Source organism: Selenomonadales bacterium 4137-cl, from assembly GCA_032334055.1.
Lineage (GTDB): Bacteria > Bacillota > Negativicutes > Sporomusales > UBA7701 > Anaeroselena > Anaeroselena agilis.
Window position 1 is genome coordinate 3,655,517 of sequence record JAUOZS010000001.1, and the last position, 16,565, is coordinate 3,672,081.

Here is a 16,565-nt window from a genome sequence, read left to right on the forward strand (position 1 = left end):
GATTCTGGATCTATTATACCCGGCGTGAGCCGAGGCCGTCAATACCAGTCCAGGCGAGCAGCGTGACCCACGGGCCCTATTTGCCGGCTTCACGGGGAACGATGTTTTTGACCGCCTTTTCGAATTTGGGGCGGGCAATCATAACCCGGCGGCCACAGCCAAGGCATTTGAGGCCAAAGTCGATGCCGGTGCGGGTTATCTCCCATTGGTCCGAGCCACAGGGATGGGTTTTCTTCATTTTCACGATGTCGCCGATTTCATAATGGACGGTCATGCTTTTCCTCCCTGCCTGCCGGGCAGCAGCAGCCCCGGCGCCGGTATTCCGGCCTGCTCGAACAAAATCTTGGTTTTATGGCGAAAAGCGGTCTCGACCTTGACTTGTTCGAGGGGAACGGTTTTTGCCACGACGCGTACGATGACTTCGCCGGGTCGGAGGTCGACGACGCCGATTATCTTCGGTCCTTCCTGGACCTCGGGCATGCGGGCGATTTCGCCGGCCGCCTCGCCGAGAAGGGCGATGACCTTGTCGATATCCGCTTCGTAGGCGACGGGGATATTTATGACCGCCTGCATCTGACCGCGGGTGTAGTTGCTGACGCGGGAGATGACGCCGTTGGGGATGATGTGGAGAACGCCGCTGGCGTCGCGCAGCTTGGTGACCCGGAAGGTCAGTTCTTCGACGGTGCCGGCCATGGTGTCGCTGACAATGTAGTCGCCGACCGCGAACTGGTCTTCGAAGATGATAAAGAAGCCGGTGATGAAGTCTTTTACGAGCCCCTGGGCGCCGACACCCAGGGCAAGGCCGACGACACCCGCTCCGGCGATTATGGAGGTGGTGTCGATGCTGAATTCCTGCAGAATAAGGATAGCCGCCAGGAAGTAGAGCGTGTAACGGATAATGGTCTTGAGCAGGGCGCTGAGGGTGCGGGCCCTTTTCTCTTCAAGAAACTTCTTCGCTCCCTCGGGCGGATGGAAAAGGCGGTCGACGACCAGTCCGCTCAGGCGGCCGAGGAGAACGGCGACAACGACAATGGCGATGATGCGCGCGCCTTTGTAGCCGAATACGTACATCAGGCCGGATTTGAAAATGCTCTCCATGCTTACTCTCCGTATTCGCGGATTTTCTCCCACACGCGGTCTGACAGGCGACGGTAAAGCAGGCTCCAGCGGGCCGCGTTGGCCGCGAGGACTTCGAGGGCGGCTGCCTGGTCCGCACCTTTCAGCAACAGGCTTTGCCCGCAACTGAGGTCGATTTCCCGCGGGGTCGGACGGGCGATTGTCTCAAGCCCCGCGCCGGCGAGCAGATGTTCCGCCCGGACGGCGTCATGGACGGAGATGAAGGTAAACAGCAGGTCGTATTGCATCTCAGACGTCATTTTACAGAGTGACGGCTTTGCCGGCGGCCAACTGGTCGAGGATGGAGTACATGTTGGTGACGCCGCCGACCGCCAACTGGTCTTTGAGACCGAAGAAGTCTAGGCAGGTGCCGCAGGACAGTACGGTGACGCCGGCGGCGGCCAGGGCGCCGAGATGGTCGAGGACGGGCGACCCGGCCACAGCAAGCCGGACGCCGCCGTTCACGAACAGGATGGCCTTGGGCAACGGCTCGCTTTCCCGAACGGTGAAGAAGAAGGATTTCATCAGAATGGCGCCGAGGTCGTCGCTGCCATGGCCGAAGGTGTCTTTGGTGATGAGGTAGACGGTTTCCCCGGCCGGACAAACTGCCGCCTCGCCGGCCGAATTACCCTGAGCGGCGGCAGGCGCGCCTTTGGTTATGCGGATGCGGTAGTGGCCGTCCTGTTCTTGGACGCTGACGCCGCAGCCGCTGGCGACGGCGAATTTTACGACGTTTTCCTTGGCGGCGAGGTTGTCGACGAAAGTGGTGACGACGCCTTCAGCCATGGCGTCGAGTGCTTTTTTTGTGGCGATGACCGGTTGCGGACAGGCAAGTCCGCGGGCATCGATGTCAGTAGACATGGATTTCTCCTTTCCCTCGGGCGATCAGGTGACCGATGCGGGCGGCATGGTTGACGCCCGCTTGCTTAAGGGCGGCGAGCAGGGAAGCGGCCTCGGCCTCCGGAAGGGCGAAAAGCAGTCCTCCGGAGGTCTGCGGGTCGAAGCACAGGTCGCGAAGCCTCTCGGGTACGTCGTCGGCGAAATCGACGGCGGTGAGGTAGCTGCGGTTGGTATAGGCGCCCGCGGGAACGAGGCCCATGGCGGCTGCGTCGGCTGCGTCGGGCAGCAGTGGCAGGGCGGAGCTGGCGATTTCAGCGCGCACGCCGCTGGCGCCGGCCATTTCGAAAAGATGGCCGAGGAGCCCAAAGCCGGTAATATCGGTGCAGGCATGGATGGTAAAGCCGGTTGCCGCCTGGGCGGCATTGGCGTTGAGGGTGGCCATCGTCTGGATGGAGGCGGCGACGCCGGCAGGATAGAGGTCGGCCTTGGCGGCTGTGGCGAGAACGCCCGTGCCGAGGGGTTTGGTGAGCACGAGAGCGTCGCCCGGGCGGGCGCCGGCGTTGGTCCAGATTTTTTCGGGATGGACGAGGCCGGTCACGCTGAGGCCGTATTTGGGCTCGGTGTCGTCGATGGTGTGGCCGCCGGCGATGACGGCGCCGGCTTCGGCGACTTTGTCGTAGCCGCCCTTCAGGATGGCGGGCAGTGTGTCCCCGGCAAGGTCGCATGCGGGGAAGGCGACGATGTTAAGCGCGGTAAGCGGCCGGCCACCCATGGCGTAGACATCGCTGAGGGCGTTGGCGGCGGCGATCTGGCCGAAGGTATACGGGTCGTCGACGATCGGGGTGAAAAAGTCCACCGTGAGGATCAGGGCGGTGTGGTCGTCCAGCAGGTATACGCCGGCGTCGTCGGCGGTAGCTGTGCCGACCAGCAGTCGCGGGTCATTGCTTTGCGGCAAATGGCGCAGCACGTGCGCCAGGGCTCCCGGCCCTATCTTGGCCGCTCAGCCGCCGCTGTTGGTGTATTTGGTGAGTTTGACCATTCCATTACCCCCTTTCCGGTGGTCTCGGCTCAAGGCAATTATTGCCTATCCCCACAGTTATTTATACCAGCGGGCGCTAAAATCCTTTTTTGTTCCCTGTGCATAAAATAGATGTAGTCTGACAGCAGGAGGTGGCGATGTGGCGACTACTTCGACCGATGCCGTTTCCCAGACGATCATCGACACTCTTCTCGCCGACGTTAACGCGATCGTTCCGAATTACGTATCCCTGGTAAATTCATATCGGCTGCTGGTCGGGGCGGCGGAGGAGACTCACCGCATACCCGGGGTGACCCCTGACGCGGTAGCCCGGGCGATCGAAAGGTTCGACCGCAGCGGCGTGCTAATCGATATCATCATCGATTTGCTGTGCTGTAAAATCGCGTTCAGCAGCGAGCTTTTAGCTGTAACTTGCGCGCCGGTGGATATTTTCCGCCTGCTGGCGAACAGGTTTGACGTCGCTGATACTCCGCACTTGGTGGCGGAGGAAATCCTCGTGCTCGAAGTGGTGCGCCGGGCGCAAGAACGCCTGCGTGGGGTAGGACCGGTGCCTCCCTGCACGCCGCCGGGGGGACCGCCGTATACCTTTGCTACCTCCTGCTACGTACCGCCGCCCCCGCCCCCGCCGCCAATACCGCCGGAGCCGCCGTTCACACCGCCCTGCTTCGTGCCGGTATCAGCCGAAGAAGGCGTGCCGGCCCCTCCGGCAAAGTCAGCCTCCGATACTAACGAGGTTGCTGATAATGCCGAAAAAAAACGGAAAGGGTCCGCTGCGCGCCGTGATTGCAACCCGCTCAGGCCACGGCGGCTGAAGAGATGAAGCGCGTCTGCCGACGCGCTGTCGTTAAGGCACCGCAGCTATTTGTCGGGGCAGGTGCACGGCTCGAGGTGAATCGTTGCCTCGCACGGCGACAGGCTGACTTCCAGCGAGGCCTCGACCTCGTCGCAGACGGCGTGCGCAGCGTCAAGATGCATATCGCGGCGGAGGATTACGTGGACGTCGATAAGCCGCAGGCTGCCGGACCGCCGCGTCCTTAGCTGGTGGAAAGCGAGGATCGCGGGGTGAGCGGTGAGGATGTTGGCGATTATTTCTTCCTCTTCCGGCGGCAGGCTAACGTCGGTAAGCTCGTAAAGGCTTTTTTTCGTCATGTCGTACCCGGCCTTGAAAACGAAGGCGGCGACGACGATGGCGATTGCCGGGTCGAGCCAGGTTAGGCCGGTGATTTTTATGACTACTAGGCCGCCTAGGACCCCGCACGAAGTCCAGATGTCGGCTTTAAGGTGGAGGGCGTCCGCCTCGAGGGCGTGGGAACGGGTTTCATGCGCGACTTTCATCAGCCTGCCCGATACATACCAGTTGACGAGGATCGATACCGCCATTACGGCGATGCCGTATTCCAGGTAGGCCGGAGTATGGCCGGCAGTGAGTTTATCCACCGCCTCGTAAACGATCCATAATGCGGCTAGCACGATAAGGGCCGCCTCAATGGCGGCGGACAGGCTTTCCACTTTGCCGTGCCCGTAAGCGTGGTGTTCGTCGGGCGGCTTCGCCGCCTTGCGGACTGCGAAGTAGGCGATGAGGGCGGCGATGAGGTCGACGGCCGAATGGGCGGCTTCGGATACGATACTGACAGCGCCGCCAGCCAGGCCGACGGCGAGTTTGAATATAACCAGCGCCGTGTTTGAAAAAATCGACAACCGGGCGGTATTCTGTTTTAAGGTATTGTGATCCAAAATAACCCCCCCCAGTAATATTATGCGCGCCGCCGGCCAAAAAGCTCCGGCTGCCATGACCTGATTACTCCCGCTATCCGCAGATAAGCGTTTGCCACAGCCCCAAAAAACAAAAGCCTGCAGGACTTGTGGTCCCACAGGCTATGCCTGCTGCCTTTGCCCGGCCGCGCCGGCTGTCGCCGGCCGCCTGATCCTTATTTCATTATATTACCATACGGGGGCGACGGTGTAAATCCACTGCTTGGTCAGTCGTTGCCTATCTGCACTAGATGGGTGACGGGATAACCAATGGCCGTCAGCCGGTCGACGAGGACCTTGGCGTCCTTGACGTCGGCGCGGATGACCATTTCGGCCCGGCCGTCTTCGGTGTTGTAGGTGGCCATGCTGAGGATGTTGATGCCCAGTTCCTTGAAGACGGCGGCGACGTCGGCCAGGACGCCGACCTTGTCGTCGAATTCGAACGTCAGGCGGGTGCGGCCTTCCGTCAGCCCCATTACGTCAACGAGGCATTTGAAGATGTCGGTCTCGGTGATGATGCCGGCAACCGCGCCGGCGGCGTCTACGACCACCAAGCCGCCGATTTTATGGGTGTACATCATCAATGCAGCCTCTTCGATGGTGGCGTCGGCGCCGATGGTGATGACCGGGGATTTCATGATTTCCTTGACAAGCATTTTGGCAAGAAGGTGATTGATTTCGAAGACGGACAGGGTGGTAGCCGGCGACGGCGCGACGGCGCGCAGGTCGCGGTCGGTTACGATGCCGACGAGCCTGCCGTTGTCGACGACGGGGACGCGGCGGAAGTTGTTGCTTTTCATGAGGTTGGTGGCTTCGGTAACCGTCATGGTCGGAGGAATAGTCACCGGATTGGGGGTCATCCGTTTGGAGACGAACATGGCCATCTCTCCTCGCTGTTTTTTGGTTGCGTTAGCCGCCGAGGTACGCCTTGCGGACCGCTTCGCTCTCGGCCAGCTCTTTTGCGGTGCCGGAAAGGGTGATTCGCCCGGTTTCGAGCACGTAAGCCTTCTGGGCGACGGAGAGCGCCATGTTGGCGTTCTGTTCGACCAGGAGAATGGTGGTGCCGCTGGCGTTTATTTCCTTAATGATAGCAAATATTTCTTTAACCAGCAACGGGGCGAGTCCCATGGAGGGTTCGTCCATCAGCAGGAGGCGCGGCCTGCTCATGAGAGCGCGACCGATTGCCAGCATCTGCTGCTCGCCGCCCGAAAGGGTGCCGGCGACCTGGGTCTTGCGCTCGCGTAGGCGGGGGAAGCGTTTGAAAACGGCTTCCATGTCCTCGGCGATGCCTTTGCTGTCCGAGCGCGTATACGCGCCAAGCTCGAGATTTTCGAGAACGGACATGTTGGCGAAGATGCGGCGGCCTTCGGGCACGTGGCAGATGCCCTTTTTGACGATCTCCTGGGCGGGCAGGCCGGCGATGTTCTGGCCTTCGAAGGTCAGATGTCCGGTCCTGGGCTTGAGAAGCCCCGATATGGTGCGAAGGGTGGTGCTTTTGCCGGCGCCGTTGGCGCCAATGAGGGTAACGATTTCGCCTTCGGACACTTCCAGGCTGATGCCTTTGAGGGCATGGATCGCGCCGTAGTAAACGTTGATATCGTCGATCTTAAGCATCAGTGCACCTCCTCGCCGAGGTAAGCCTCGATGACCCGCGGGTTGTTTTTGATCTCGGCCGGCGTGCCCTGGGCGATGATGCTGCCGTAGTCGAGAACATAGATGCGTTCGCAGACGCCCATAACCAGGCTCATGTCATGCTCGATGAGGAGGATGGTGAGGCCGAACTCCTTGCGAATCCAGCGAATCATGTCCATAAGCTGCTGGGTTTCCTGGGGATTCATGCCTGCAGCCGGCTCGTCGAGCAGGAGGAGCTTGGGCTGGGCGGCGAGGGCGCGCGCGATCTCAAGCCTGCGTTGTTCGCCATAGGGTAGGTTTTTGGCGATTTCGTCCTTCCGGTGAGCAAGCTGGAAGATTTCCAGGAACCTAAGTGCCTTCTGGTCGAGGCTTTCTTCTTCGGCGTGATAACGGCCGAGGCGCAAAACCGTCTCCAGGAGGCCGTATTTGACGTGGAAGTGGTAGGCTATTTTAACGTTGTCGAGGACGGATAGTTCGCTGAACAGGCGGATGTTCTGAAAGGTTCGGGCGACTCCGCGCTGGGTTATCTGATACGGTTTGAGACCGACAACGTTTTTGCCGTCGATTTCGATTTGCCCCTCGGTGGGATCGTAAACGCCGGTCAGGAGGTTAAAGGCCGTTGTTTTGCCGGCGCCGTTGGGGCCGATAAGGCCAACCAGTTCGCCCGGCTCGATGGCCATGTTGAAGGACGAGACGGCGCGCAGGCCGCCGAAGGACTTGGACAGGTTAGTTACCTTTAGCAGTGTCACGCCGTTCACCTCCCATCAAGCGTCCGAACATTTTGAGGCTGAGTTCCTTGTTGCCGAACAGACCCTGGGGCCTAAAGAGCATTAAGGAGATGAGCAGGAGCGAGTAGATGACCATCCGCCATTCGGGCCAATCGGCGAAGAAGGCCGACACCCCGGTGAAGAAGATAGCGCCGACGATTGAACCGCTCATGCTGCCAAGGCCGCCGAGAACGACCATGGTGAGGATGTCGAAGGACCGCATGAAGGTGAAGGAGGCAGGGTGGGCGATATAGGTGTAATGGGAGAAAAGCGCCCCGGCCACGCCGGCGAACGCGGCGCCGAGGGTGAAGGCGAGGACTTTGTATTTGGTGGTGTCTACCCCCATGGCTTCGGCGGCAATCTCGTTCTCGCGGATGGAGATGCACGCCCGGCCGTGGGTGGAGTTAACGAAGTTTTTGATAAAGAAGAGAACGAAGAGCATCAGGAAGAAGGCCCAGGTAAAGTTGGTAAGCTTGGGGATGCCCATGAAGCCCGAGGCGCCGCCCACGTAGGGTATGTTGAGGATGGTGATGCGGATTATCTCGCCGAGGCCGAGGGTGGCGATAGCGAGGTAGTCGCCGGTAAGGCGGAGGGTGGGCAGGCCGATGATAAAGCCGAGTACGGCGGCGCCGAGGGCGCCGGCGATGATGCCCACGATGAAGGGCAGGCCGAGTTTGACGGTCATGATTGCGCCTACATACGCGCCTACGGCCATGAAGCCCGCATGGCCGATGGAGAATTGGCCGGTGATGCCGTTGATGAGGTTGAGGCTGGTGGCCAGAATAACGTTTATACAGACGTAGACTATGTTACGTTCCCAGTAGTCCTGGATGAAGCCGATCGAGATGAGGGTTTGGATTGCCGCGTAGACGACAATGCCGAGTAAAAGCAGCCGGAGGTCGTGTTTCGTTTTTTCTCGCATGCCGGTCACCTACACTTTCTCCCGGACGTATTTGCCGAGCAGACCGGAGGGTCTGAAAAGAAGGATGAGGATCAGGATGCCGAAGGCGGCCGCGTCGCGGAAGGTGGAGGATATGAAACCGCTGACCATAGCCTCGACGACGCCCATTATGACGCCACCCAGCATTGCCCCCGGAAGTATGCCGATGCCTCCCAGGACCGCGGCAACAAATGCCTTAAGTCCCGGCATGATGCCCATAAGCGGGTCGATGGAGTTGTAGTAGATGCCGACGAGTACGCCGGCCGCAGCGGCCAGGGCTGAGCCGATGGCGAAGGTGAACGAGATTACGCGATCGACGTCGATGCCCATGAGGCGGGCGGTATCGTTATCGAAAGAGACGGCGCGCATGGCTTTGCCGATTTTCGTGCGGTGGACAATGTAGGTAAGGATGGCCATCAGGATGAGCGAGACGACGAGGATAATGATCTGATAGCTGTTTATTACTACGCCGCCGAGGTTATAAATCTCGGTGGGAAGAAGGGCGGGGAAGGTGCGGGGTTGAGGCGAGACGACGAGCATCCCGCCGTACTCAAGGAACAGGGAGACGCCGATGGCTGTAATAAGAACGGCGATCCTGGGCGCGTTCCTGAGTGGACGGTAGGCGAACCGTTCGATGGTGACGCCCACCAGAGCGGAAACCGCCATGGCAACGATGAGGGCGGGGAAGAAGGACAGTTTCAAGAACGTTGTGGCGAAGAACGCCACATAGGCACCCAGCATGTAGACATCGCCGTGGGCAAAGTTAATGAGACGGATGATGCCGTAAACCATGGTGTAGCCGAGTGCGATAAGCGCATAAATGCTGCCAAGGGAAATACCGTTTACCAACTGTTGATAGAACTGTTGAAGGAATGAATCCATGCGCTCCCTCCTTATCGTAGTTATTGTCGGTGCGGCGTCCGCTGCCGCCTGAATCGGTGATGACAAGGACATTATATGTCCAAAGGTTTTCCCCCGCAAAGGCCGAGGGCCAACCGTTGTTTTCCAAGAGTTGTCGTTGGAGCTCCTCGTGTAGTCGCGGTCCGCGATGCGGGCATGCAGGTCTCCTTAGAAACGACGAGGGCAGTCACCGGCCCGCGGCAGGCCGGCATCCGCCCCATATACACTCTTCGCGCGGTCCTCCAGCCAAGGACAATCGTCCGCCTTTGGACCATCATATGTTATCCACAGTGTATATTATAGGGAGACCTTCCAGGCCTGTCAATACTTCGTGACGCGGATTTTTTAATATTTGTCTCCTGGTGGTGTACTAGGGTTTGGGGGTGCATAGGTGCGTAAGAAAGGGGATAAGGACAAGTCCTTATCCCCTTGCACTACGACGATGTACCGATTAGGGATTGACAGTTTCCTTGAATACCATTTTGCCATCTTTCAAGGCGATAATGACGGCGCTCTTGACAGGGTCATGGTTGGCATTCAGGTTAATGGTGCCGGTTACGCCTTTGAGGTTCTTGGTCTGGGCGATGGCATCCTTGATTTTGACGGAGTCATCGGGACCGGCTTTCTTGATGCCTTCGACGACCATCAGCGCGGCGTCCCAGGCAAGAGCGGCCAGGGCGTCAGGGGTTTGGCCGTATTCTTTCTTGTAGGCTTCGACGAACTTGATGGTGTCGGGGTCCTTGGAGTCGGCGGCGTAGTGGTTTACGAAGAAGGTGTTTTCAAGCGCTTTGGCGCCGGCGATTTCGGCGAGCTTGGGAGAATCCCAGCCGTCGCCGCCCATCAGGGGCACGGTAATGCCGAGTTCACGGGCCTGCTTGACAAACATGCCGACTTCCTGATAGTAGCCGGGGTTGAAGATTACTTCGGGATTAGCGGCCTTGATCTTGGTGAGGGCGGCGCGGAAGTCGGTGTCTTTCTGCTGGTAGGCTTCCTTGGCTACGATCTTACCGCCGGCCTTGGTGAAGGCTTCTTCGAAGAACTGGGCCAGGCCTTTGGCATAGTCGGAGCTCATGTCTACGTATACGGCGGCGGTCTTGGCCTTGAGGGATTTGGCGGCGAAGTTGGCGGCGACCGTGCCCTGGAACGGGTCGAGGAAGCAGGCGCGGAAGACGAAGTCTTTAACTTTGCCGTTCTCGACGGTTACTTTCGGGTTGGTGGCGCTGTTGGAGACAACAGGAACCTTCTTGTCCATGGCGATCGGGCTTGCAGCCAAAACGTCGGAGCTGGTGACCGGACCGACAACGGCGACGACTTTGTCCTGGGTGAGGAGCTTGGTCATGGCGTTGGCGGCTTCGGCCGGTTCGGATTTGTTGTCGGCGACGACAAGTTCTAGCTTCTTGCCGTTGACGCCGCCGGCGGCGTTGATCTGCTTGAAGAGTAGTTTAACGGCGTTGACGGACGATTGTCCGAACGTCGCCTGCCCACCGGTCATTTCGAAGTTGGCGCCTACCTTGATGGTCGCCGATTTGGCGGGAGCGCTGCCGCCGCCGCAGCCGGCGAGAACGGCAACCATGGTGACTACTAAGGCCAGGGCTACGAGTGTAAGCCACTTTTTGGACACCTGAATTCCTCCTTCTCAAATACGCGTTCTTAATTAAACCAAAAACCAAATTATACTTTAGTTCCCCCTACCCTTGAGAAATCGGTTTTCCCCTTCCCCCCTCCGTTGATACAGGATCTTGATAATATGAAAAAGCCTAGAAAGAAGCCCTCCGGGGAGGACTTCTCACAAGCCTTTTTCCGCCTGCGGTGTATCCCGAAACTGGTTAGGCCTCCGGTGGCTGGCGGCAACTCTGCCGCCCATGGTACACATGGCGGGGATTTTTGTCTTTGTGTTTTATTATAGGTGTACTGTTTCCAGCCTGTCAACAACATTTTGGCGACAATACGTTGCCCCATGTCCTTGTGTAGAACACAACTGTCGCCATACACCTGGAGAATGTAGATAATTTTCGGCACGCATGGAAAGATTCCTGCCTCTCATTCCACTTATTTCCACAAATATTCGCGTCGGCCCGTTGACATTACCGCAAAGACAGGAAAACTCTCCCCTAAAGACAAATGCCTGCCTTCCGCCGGCGGGGCCGGGCGGAAAGCCGTGTACACGGTTACACAGACGATCGCCGAGCGCCGCGAACGAAATGCAGGCAACTGCGCCTTAGGCTTTATAGGTTTTGTACATATTGATCGGCTCGGCGTTATCGTACATCGTCCATATGCCGCATGGGCAAACCCCGGCGCATATGCCGCAGCCGATGCATTTTGCGCTGTCGCTGACGTATTGGAAACCTCCGCCCGCTAACGCGACGCGGGTGATGGCGTTTTCCGGACAGGACTTCAGGCACATGTGGCAATCGCGGCAGGTGCCGCAGCTGATACAGCGCAGATAGTCGTCGCCGGGAGAAGGCAGGTCGCAGCTGTGGCACTTTTTGAAGTAAGCGGTGCTGAGCTGCCCGGCGGGGATACGCTGCTTTTTCTCAGGCTGGTAGCCGCCGCCGGTGAGGTATGCGCTCACGGCAAACGCGGCCTGACGGCCGGCGGCGACGGCGTCGACCAGGCGCCCGGGCCGGATGGTGTCGCCGGCGGTAAATATGCCGGGAGCGACGGAGTAGTCATCGGCCGGCTTCAGGCAGCCACGCTCGAGAGTTATTTCCGCCGGCAGGTAGCCGAGGTCGGGGGCTTCGCCGATGGTAATGATGACGGTATCGCCGGGAAGGAGGTCGCCATTTTTGAGGATTATGCCTTCGGCGGTGATTTCCTTGGTCTCGACCGGCCAGAGAAGCTTGCCGCCCAGTTCCTCGACATGGGCGATCTCCTTGGCGAAAGCGGCCGGGGCCTGGATGTCGATGCAGGTAACTTCCTCGGCGCCCATTTGGTATGCTCCAACAGCGGCGTCCATGCCGGAGTTGCCGCAGCCGATGACGATGACGCGCTTTCCGACGGCCGGCTTTTCGCCACGGTTGACCGCTTTTAGGAAGTCAAGCCCTTTTACGATGCGTTCGTGGCCCGGCCAGGGGATGACCCGCGCCACGTGGGCGCCGGTGGCGACGACAACGGCATCGCTGGCGGCGCGCAGGGCGGCGAATTTTTCTTTGTCGACGCGAACGCCGGTTTGGAACTCGACGCCAAGGCTTTCGATACGGGCAAGTTCTTTGCGAAGCGCTTCCTGGGGCAGGCGGCCGCGGGGGATGACTTGCTCCATTTTTCCGCCCATGGCGGCGTTTTCTTCGTAGACGGTCACGCGGTGGCCCTGGCGGGCGAGGTGCCAGGCGGCGGTAAGGCCGGCTGCGCCGCCGCCGATGACGGCAACCTTTTTGCCGGTTTTGGCGTCGGGCGGCGCGACCAACGTGTCGGCGGAGTAGCGGCCGAGAAGGCCGATCTGGGCGGAGAGGTCGACCTGCTGACGGGTGCAATCATCCATGCAGAGGTTGGGGCATACGGCGCCGCAGATGGAGGCGGGGAAGGGGGTGTATTCGAGAATGAGGCGATAGGCTTCTTCTATTTTTCCGTCCCGCAGGAGGTTGAAACGCTGCTGGGAGGGGATGGAGGCAGTACAGTTATACTCGCACGGGGCGGCATAGCGGGCGTTTTCCCACTGGGGCACGCGCTGGCGGTTGATGCCGGTGGCCACGAGACCGACTGTGGCAAGATCATCGCTCGAAACGTCGCCGAAGATGCCGCCAGGCACCCATTCGGTGGTGCGGAAAGCGCGGATGTCTGTGTTGACTTTTTTCGGCCGTTCGTCGTAGGTGAGGGGCACGACTTTCCGCCATTCGTCCCAGGCGGAGAGGGTTCCTTTGAGCTCCGGGCGGTTGATGCCGCCGAGGAAGTCGTCCATCGTGCCGGCCAAGTAGGCGATATCGTCCCGGTCAAGGGGCAGCACCTTGACATCTTTGGCGGACAGGCCCGCGGCCTGTCCGCGGAAGTAGAGCCGGCCGCCGACCATGCCGACACAGGCCCGGTCGCCGAGAACCGAGTCGAGGTTTTCGCTGTCGACGCCGCAGACTACGGCTATGCCGCCGGACATGAATTCGAACGAGAAAGAGCCGCAGCTTTTCAACACCCAGAATTCGGGCGGGGCGTAGAGCGGGTCGTGTTTCATCATCGAGCCGGAGCGGGTGCCGACGCGGCCGCCGACGTACACGGAGCCGGAGGCGGCACAGTGGGCGCTGGTGTCGCCGCCGTCTCCCCTGACGATGATGCGTCCGCCGGCGTTGAGCCAGCCGACGTCGGCCGGTGCGGGGCCGTCGACGATGATTTCGGTGCCTTCCATGCACATTGAGCCGACGCGTTGGCCGGGGTTTGTGACAAAGAATCTTAGCGGTTTGCCTTCGGGATGCCAGAGCGGCCCGCCGATGTCGTGCTGGCCGGCGGCGTCGATGTGGAATTCGGTCTCGCCTTCGGCGAGGGCGTTGCTGATTGCCTGCAGGAGGTCCTGCGTAGGCATCCGGTCGTTGCCTTCAAAGGCCTTGATCTTAAACACTACGCGTCCCTCCTAGCATGAATATTGTATCGCCAGTTTGTCGGCGATGGCTTTGTCGGTGGTTACGAGGGCGTCGGAGCGGCCGACCGGCAGAGAGCTGTTGCCGATGGGGGCCATCATTTTCCTGATTTCGGCGTCGAGGGCCAGCATGTAGTCGACGATGTTCTGAGCGGCTTTGTCGACGTCGAGGCGCCTGACGAGGCGGGGGTCCTGGGTACAGATCCCGGTGGGGCAGAGACCGGTGTTGCAGGCGTTGCAGCGGCTTTCTTCGTTCCCGATGCAGCCGCACAGCTGGATGAGCAGTTTGCCGAGAAAGACGCCGTTGGCGCCGAGACAGATCATTTTGAAGGCGTCGGCCGCGGCGTTGCCGGTGAGGCCGAGGCCGCCGCCGGCCCACAACGGTATCTGGCCCTGGCGGCCTTGTTTGACCGCGGCGATGTAACATTCGCGGACTTTGGAGACAACAGGGTGCCCGGTATGGTCGAGCGACACTTCGTTGGCTGCGCCCGTGCCGCCCTGGATGCCGTCGAGGAAGAAACCGCCGCAGATCTTGTAGGGGTCGCGGAGGAGGTTGTTGTAGACGGACACCGAGGTGGCCGAAGCGGCGCATTTGATGGCGACGGGAACACGGAATTTGAAGGCGGCGTTGAGGGACATGTGCATTTTTTGCACCGATTCTTCGATGGAGTAAAGCCCCTGGTGGTTGGGAGGGGAGAGGAGGTCGGCCTTGGGCACGCCACGGATGGCCTGGATGTGCTCGGCAACCTTGGCGGCGGGCAGCAGGCCGCCGTCGCCCGGTTTTGCGCCCTGGCCTATTTTGATGAGGATGCCGGCCGGATCGACCTTCATGTGGGGCATGGCTTTGATGATGCGGTTCCAGCCGAAATGGCCGGAGGCGATCTGGATAATCATGTATTTGAGGTATTCGGATTTCATCAACTGGACCGGCATGCCGCCTTCGCCGGAGCACATGCGCACAGGCATGTCGTATTTTTCGTTGAGATAGGCGGTGGCGAGACAGACGGCTTCCCACGCCCGGGTGGAGAGGGCGCCAACCGACATGTCGCTGAAGATGACGGGGTAAATCCAGCGTACGGGCGGCGTCCAGTCGGACAACTTCAGGTCGCCGTCGTCGATGGAGAACGGCAGCTCGCCGGGCAGCAGCACGCGGCCGAAGGGCGCGAGGATGTCGAAGGTGTGGCGCTCGGAGTCGAGCGAGGGGTCGGTCATCTGGGAGATGCGGCCGATGACGATTTTGTCGAGGGTCCGCTCCTTAATGAGGTTGTTGCGGCCGCCTCTTTTGATGGGGTTGCCGCCGCCGCGGGCGAGCAGGTTGAGACGCGAGTCGTCGTTGCGTACCGGGCGGATGGCCCGGTTGGGGCAGACTTTCTCGCACATGCCGCAGCCCCGGCAGAAGTTGGCGACGCTGTTTTTCTGCTTAATGACGGGAATAGCCCGGTGGGTCTGGGTGGGTTCGGGAACATGGGCGGTGGAGATGGTGACCGAACGACGCTCCACCGCGGCCTCGATGGCCTTGAAGGTACAGGCGGCGACGCAGCTGCCGCACATCGTGCAGCGCTCGGGACTGTACTCTATTTTCCACGGCAGGTCGTTAAAGGTTACGTCCTGCGTTTTCGTTACTGTTTCCATCGCTGCACCTCCAGGTCGGGAGTGATGACGACGACTTCCCGCTCGTCGGGGTAGACGTCGCATGCGGGGTCGCGGTCGGGCACGACAACGTTGAGACCGCAGACTTCGGAGGAAATGGCGATGGTGGTGCCGTCGCCGCCGATGACGACCGGCCGCAGTTTTTTGGAGTCGCAGCAGGTTATGAGGCTGTTATTGGGGAGCATGCCGATGATGGTGTTGGGCCCGTTGATCTCCAGGTGGCCGAGCGACTGGCGGATAAGCTTGAGTTCGGCTTTGTCGGGCCGTTTCTCGATTTCTTCGAAGGGCAGGGGGGTGACGACGTGTTTATAGTATTTGATCGGCCACTTGAGCTGGTGAAGAACGTAGTGGAGGGTATAAAGGAAATTCTGCGAGTCGGACTCGAAGCCGATGTAGCCGCGGTGGAGCGATTTCTGATATTCCTTGTTCTTGGTGTAAAAAGTGTTCTCGCCGTTGGCGCACAGGGTGTAACCCTGGATGAAGAAGGGGTGGGCGGCGTAGCGGACGATTTCGTAGTTGGTGTTCTGGCGGCACTGGACGACGACGTTCTTGGCCATCAGTTCGCCGCTGTCGTCCCAGAGGCGGAAGTAAACGGCTATGTCGCGAGGGTCGCCAATCTCTTTTAGGGTTAACACGTCCGGCCACAAAGAGAAGGCATAGCCCTGGTCCTCTTTTTCCAGCATCGCCCTGAGGGCCAGCCGGGTGTCGAGAAGCAGTTCTTCTTTGGCTGCCTGGGCGGCGTTCTGATACTGCTCGGGATAGTCATAGCAACGGAAGATGTAGTGGGGCATGGCCTTGATGTCGAGCCCGGGCTTGCGGTTGAGCTTCGGCACCCACTCGTAGGCACGGGTGAAGTTGTGTGCCTCCATGTAGTTTTCGACCATTTGCGCGCCCTTCTGGGTGCAGGCCAGCGACAGCAGCGGCTTGTCTTTGTACTGGCCGAAAACGCCTTCAAGGTCCTGCATCACCATGGCGAACCCCGAGTTGTCGTGTCCCTCCTGTTGCGGGAGCATCAGGCGCAGGGCTTGCGACGGGTGAAACGCAACCTTGCTTTTGATCGCGCCTATTCGGCACATGTAGGCCACCTCTCTCCAAACAAATTAATAGCAAATCTCTCTAGTAGCCAATACCTTCGACCAAATATTGCAAAATAAAAACCGGCGAAGATCCCAGCCTCTCCGGGACCTTCCGCCGGGTATTTTATCCCCACGGTGTAACGCCGACAGCGTCTGTGCCGCTCGGTCCAGGCCGCCGTTGGCGCGGAACCCTAGGCACACTCCCTCACGGACAATTGTCCTGCGCAGTCATACTGCTTTGTTAACACTAATTATAGAAAGGAGTATATTTGCTGTCAATATGCAAAATAAT

At 59.8% G+C, this 16,565-nt stretch carries 16 protein-coding genes; 1 reads left to right on the forward strand and 15 read right to left on the reverse strand.

The features are described 5' to 3' along the window. Nucleotides 1-76: 76 nt before the first annotated feature. Genes Q4T40_18980 through selD form a run of 5 tightly spaced genes read right to left on the reverse strand, consistent with a single transcriptional unit; the run spans nt 77 to nt 2,995 of the window. Nucleotides 77-274, reverse strand: coding sequence for a DUF951 domain-containing protein (locus Q4T40_18980; protein ID MDT8903319.1), 198 nt, complete (start codon nt 272-274; stop codon nt 77-79). Then, nucleotides 271-1,098 (reverse strand): mechanosensitive ion channel family protein, encoded by an 828-nt coding sequence (locus Q4T40_18985; GenBank protein ID MDT8903320.1) that lies wholly within the window; start codon nt 1,096-1,098, stop codon nt 271-273. The genes Q4T40_18980 and Q4T40_18985 overlap by 4 nt, the downstream gene beginning before the upstream one ends. Before the next feature lie 2 nt (nt 1,099-1,100). Continuing rightward, the gene (locus tag Q4T40_18990; protein ID MDT8903321.1) at nt 1,101-1,364 is read right to left on the reverse strand and encodes a DUF3343 domain-containing protein; all 264 of its coding nucleotides are present in this window, start codon (nt 1,362-1,364) and stop codon (nt 1,101-1,103) included. A 13-nt stretch (nt 1,365-1,377) separates the two neighbouring features. Beyond that, entirely contained in the window at nt 1,378-1,977 is a 600-nt protein-coding gene (gene yedF, locus Q4T40_18995; protein MDT8903322.1) for a sulfurtransferase-like selenium metabolism protein YedF, read from the reverse strand. Further along, a complete protein-coding gene (gene selD, locus Q4T40_19000) occupies nt 1,967-2,995 on the reverse strand; it encodes a selenide, water dikinase SelD (GenBank protein MDT8903323.1) in 1,029 nt (342 codons plus the stop codon). Before selD ends, yedF begins: the two co-directional genes overlap by 11 nt. Nucleotides 2,996-3,134: 139 nt before the next feature. Between selD and Q4T40_19005 the strand changes: the two genes are divergently transcribed. Further along, nucleotides 3,135-3,815, forward strand: a complete 681-nt coding sequence (locus Q4T40_19005) for a hypothetical protein (GenBank protein ID MDT8903324.1) — start codon at nt 3,135-3,137, stop codon at nt 3,813-3,815. 38 nt (nt 3,816-3,853) lie between these two features. Here Q4T40_19005 and Q4T40_19010 read toward each other — a convergent pair whose 3' ends face one another. The 10 genes from Q4T40_19010 to Q4T40_19055 form a co-directional block, all read right to left on the reverse strand. Further along, nucleotides 3,854-4,786 (reverse strand): cation diffusion facilitator family transporter, encoded by a 933-nt coding sequence (locus Q4T40_19010; GenBank protein ID MDT8903325.1) that lies wholly within the window; start codon nt 4,784-4,786, stop codon nt 3,854-3,856. Between the two features lie 188 nt (nt 4,787-4,974). Next, nucleotides 4,975-5,625 (reverse strand): CBS and ACT domain-containing protein, encoded by a 651-nt coding sequence (locus tag Q4T40_19015; GenBank protein ID MDT8903326.1) that lies wholly within the window; start codon nt 5,623-5,625, stop codon nt 4,975-4,977. A gap of 31 nt (nt 5,626-5,656) precedes the next feature. Further along, nucleotides 5,657-6,361, reverse strand: coding sequence for an ABC transporter ATP-binding protein (locus tag Q4T40_19020; protein ID MDT8903327.1), 705 nt, complete (start codon nt 6,359-6,361; stop codon nt 5,657-5,659). After that, the gene (locus Q4T40_19025) at nt 6,361-7,128 is read right to left on the reverse strand and encodes an ABC transporter ATP-binding protein (protein MDT8903328.1); all 768 of its coding nucleotides are present in this window, start codon (nt 7,126-7,128) and stop codon (nt 6,361-6,363) included. The genes Q4T40_19020 and Q4T40_19025 overlap by 1 nt, the downstream gene beginning before the upstream one ends. Then, the gene (locus Q4T40_19030; GenBank protein ID MDT8903329.1) at nt 7,106-8,068 is read right to left on the reverse strand and encodes a branched-chain amino acid ABC transporter permease; all 963 of its coding nucleotides are present in this window, start codon (nt 8,066-8,068) and stop codon (nt 7,106-7,108) included. The genes Q4T40_19025 and Q4T40_19030 overlap by 23 nt, the downstream gene beginning before the upstream one ends. A gap of 9 nt (nt 8,069-8,077) precedes the next feature. Further along, entirely contained in the window at nt 8,078-8,968 is an 891-nt protein-coding gene (locus Q4T40_19035) for a branched-chain amino acid ABC transporter permease (protein ID MDT8903330.1), read from the reverse strand. A gap of 469 nt (nt 8,969-9,437) precedes the next feature. Next, a complete protein-coding gene (locus Q4T40_19040; GenBank protein ID MDT8903331.1) occupies nt 9,438-10,607 on the reverse strand; it encodes an ABC transporter substrate-binding protein in 1,170 nt (389 codons plus the stop codon). A 597-nt stretch (nt 10,608-11,204) separates the two neighbouring features. After that, entirely contained in the window at nt 11,205-13,529 is a 2,325-nt protein-coding gene (locus Q4T40_19045) for an FAD-dependent oxidoreductase (GenBank protein ID MDT8903332.1), read from the reverse strand. A 12-nt stretch (nt 13,530-13,541) separates the two neighbouring features. Then, nucleotides 13,542-15,179, reverse strand: a complete 1,638-nt coding sequence (locus Q4T40_19050) for a glutamate synthase-related protein (GenBank protein ID MDT8903333.1) — start codon at nt 15,177-15,179, stop codon at nt 13,542-13,544. Beyond that, nucleotides 15,167-16,273, reverse strand: coding sequence for a glutamate synthase (locus Q4T40_19055; GenBank protein ID MDT8903334.1), 1,107 nt, complete (start codon nt 16,271-16,273; stop codon nt 15,167-15,169). The genes Q4T40_19050 and Q4T40_19055 overlap by 13 nt, the downstream gene beginning before the upstream one ends. Nucleotides 16,274-16,565: the final 292 nt, after the last annotated feature.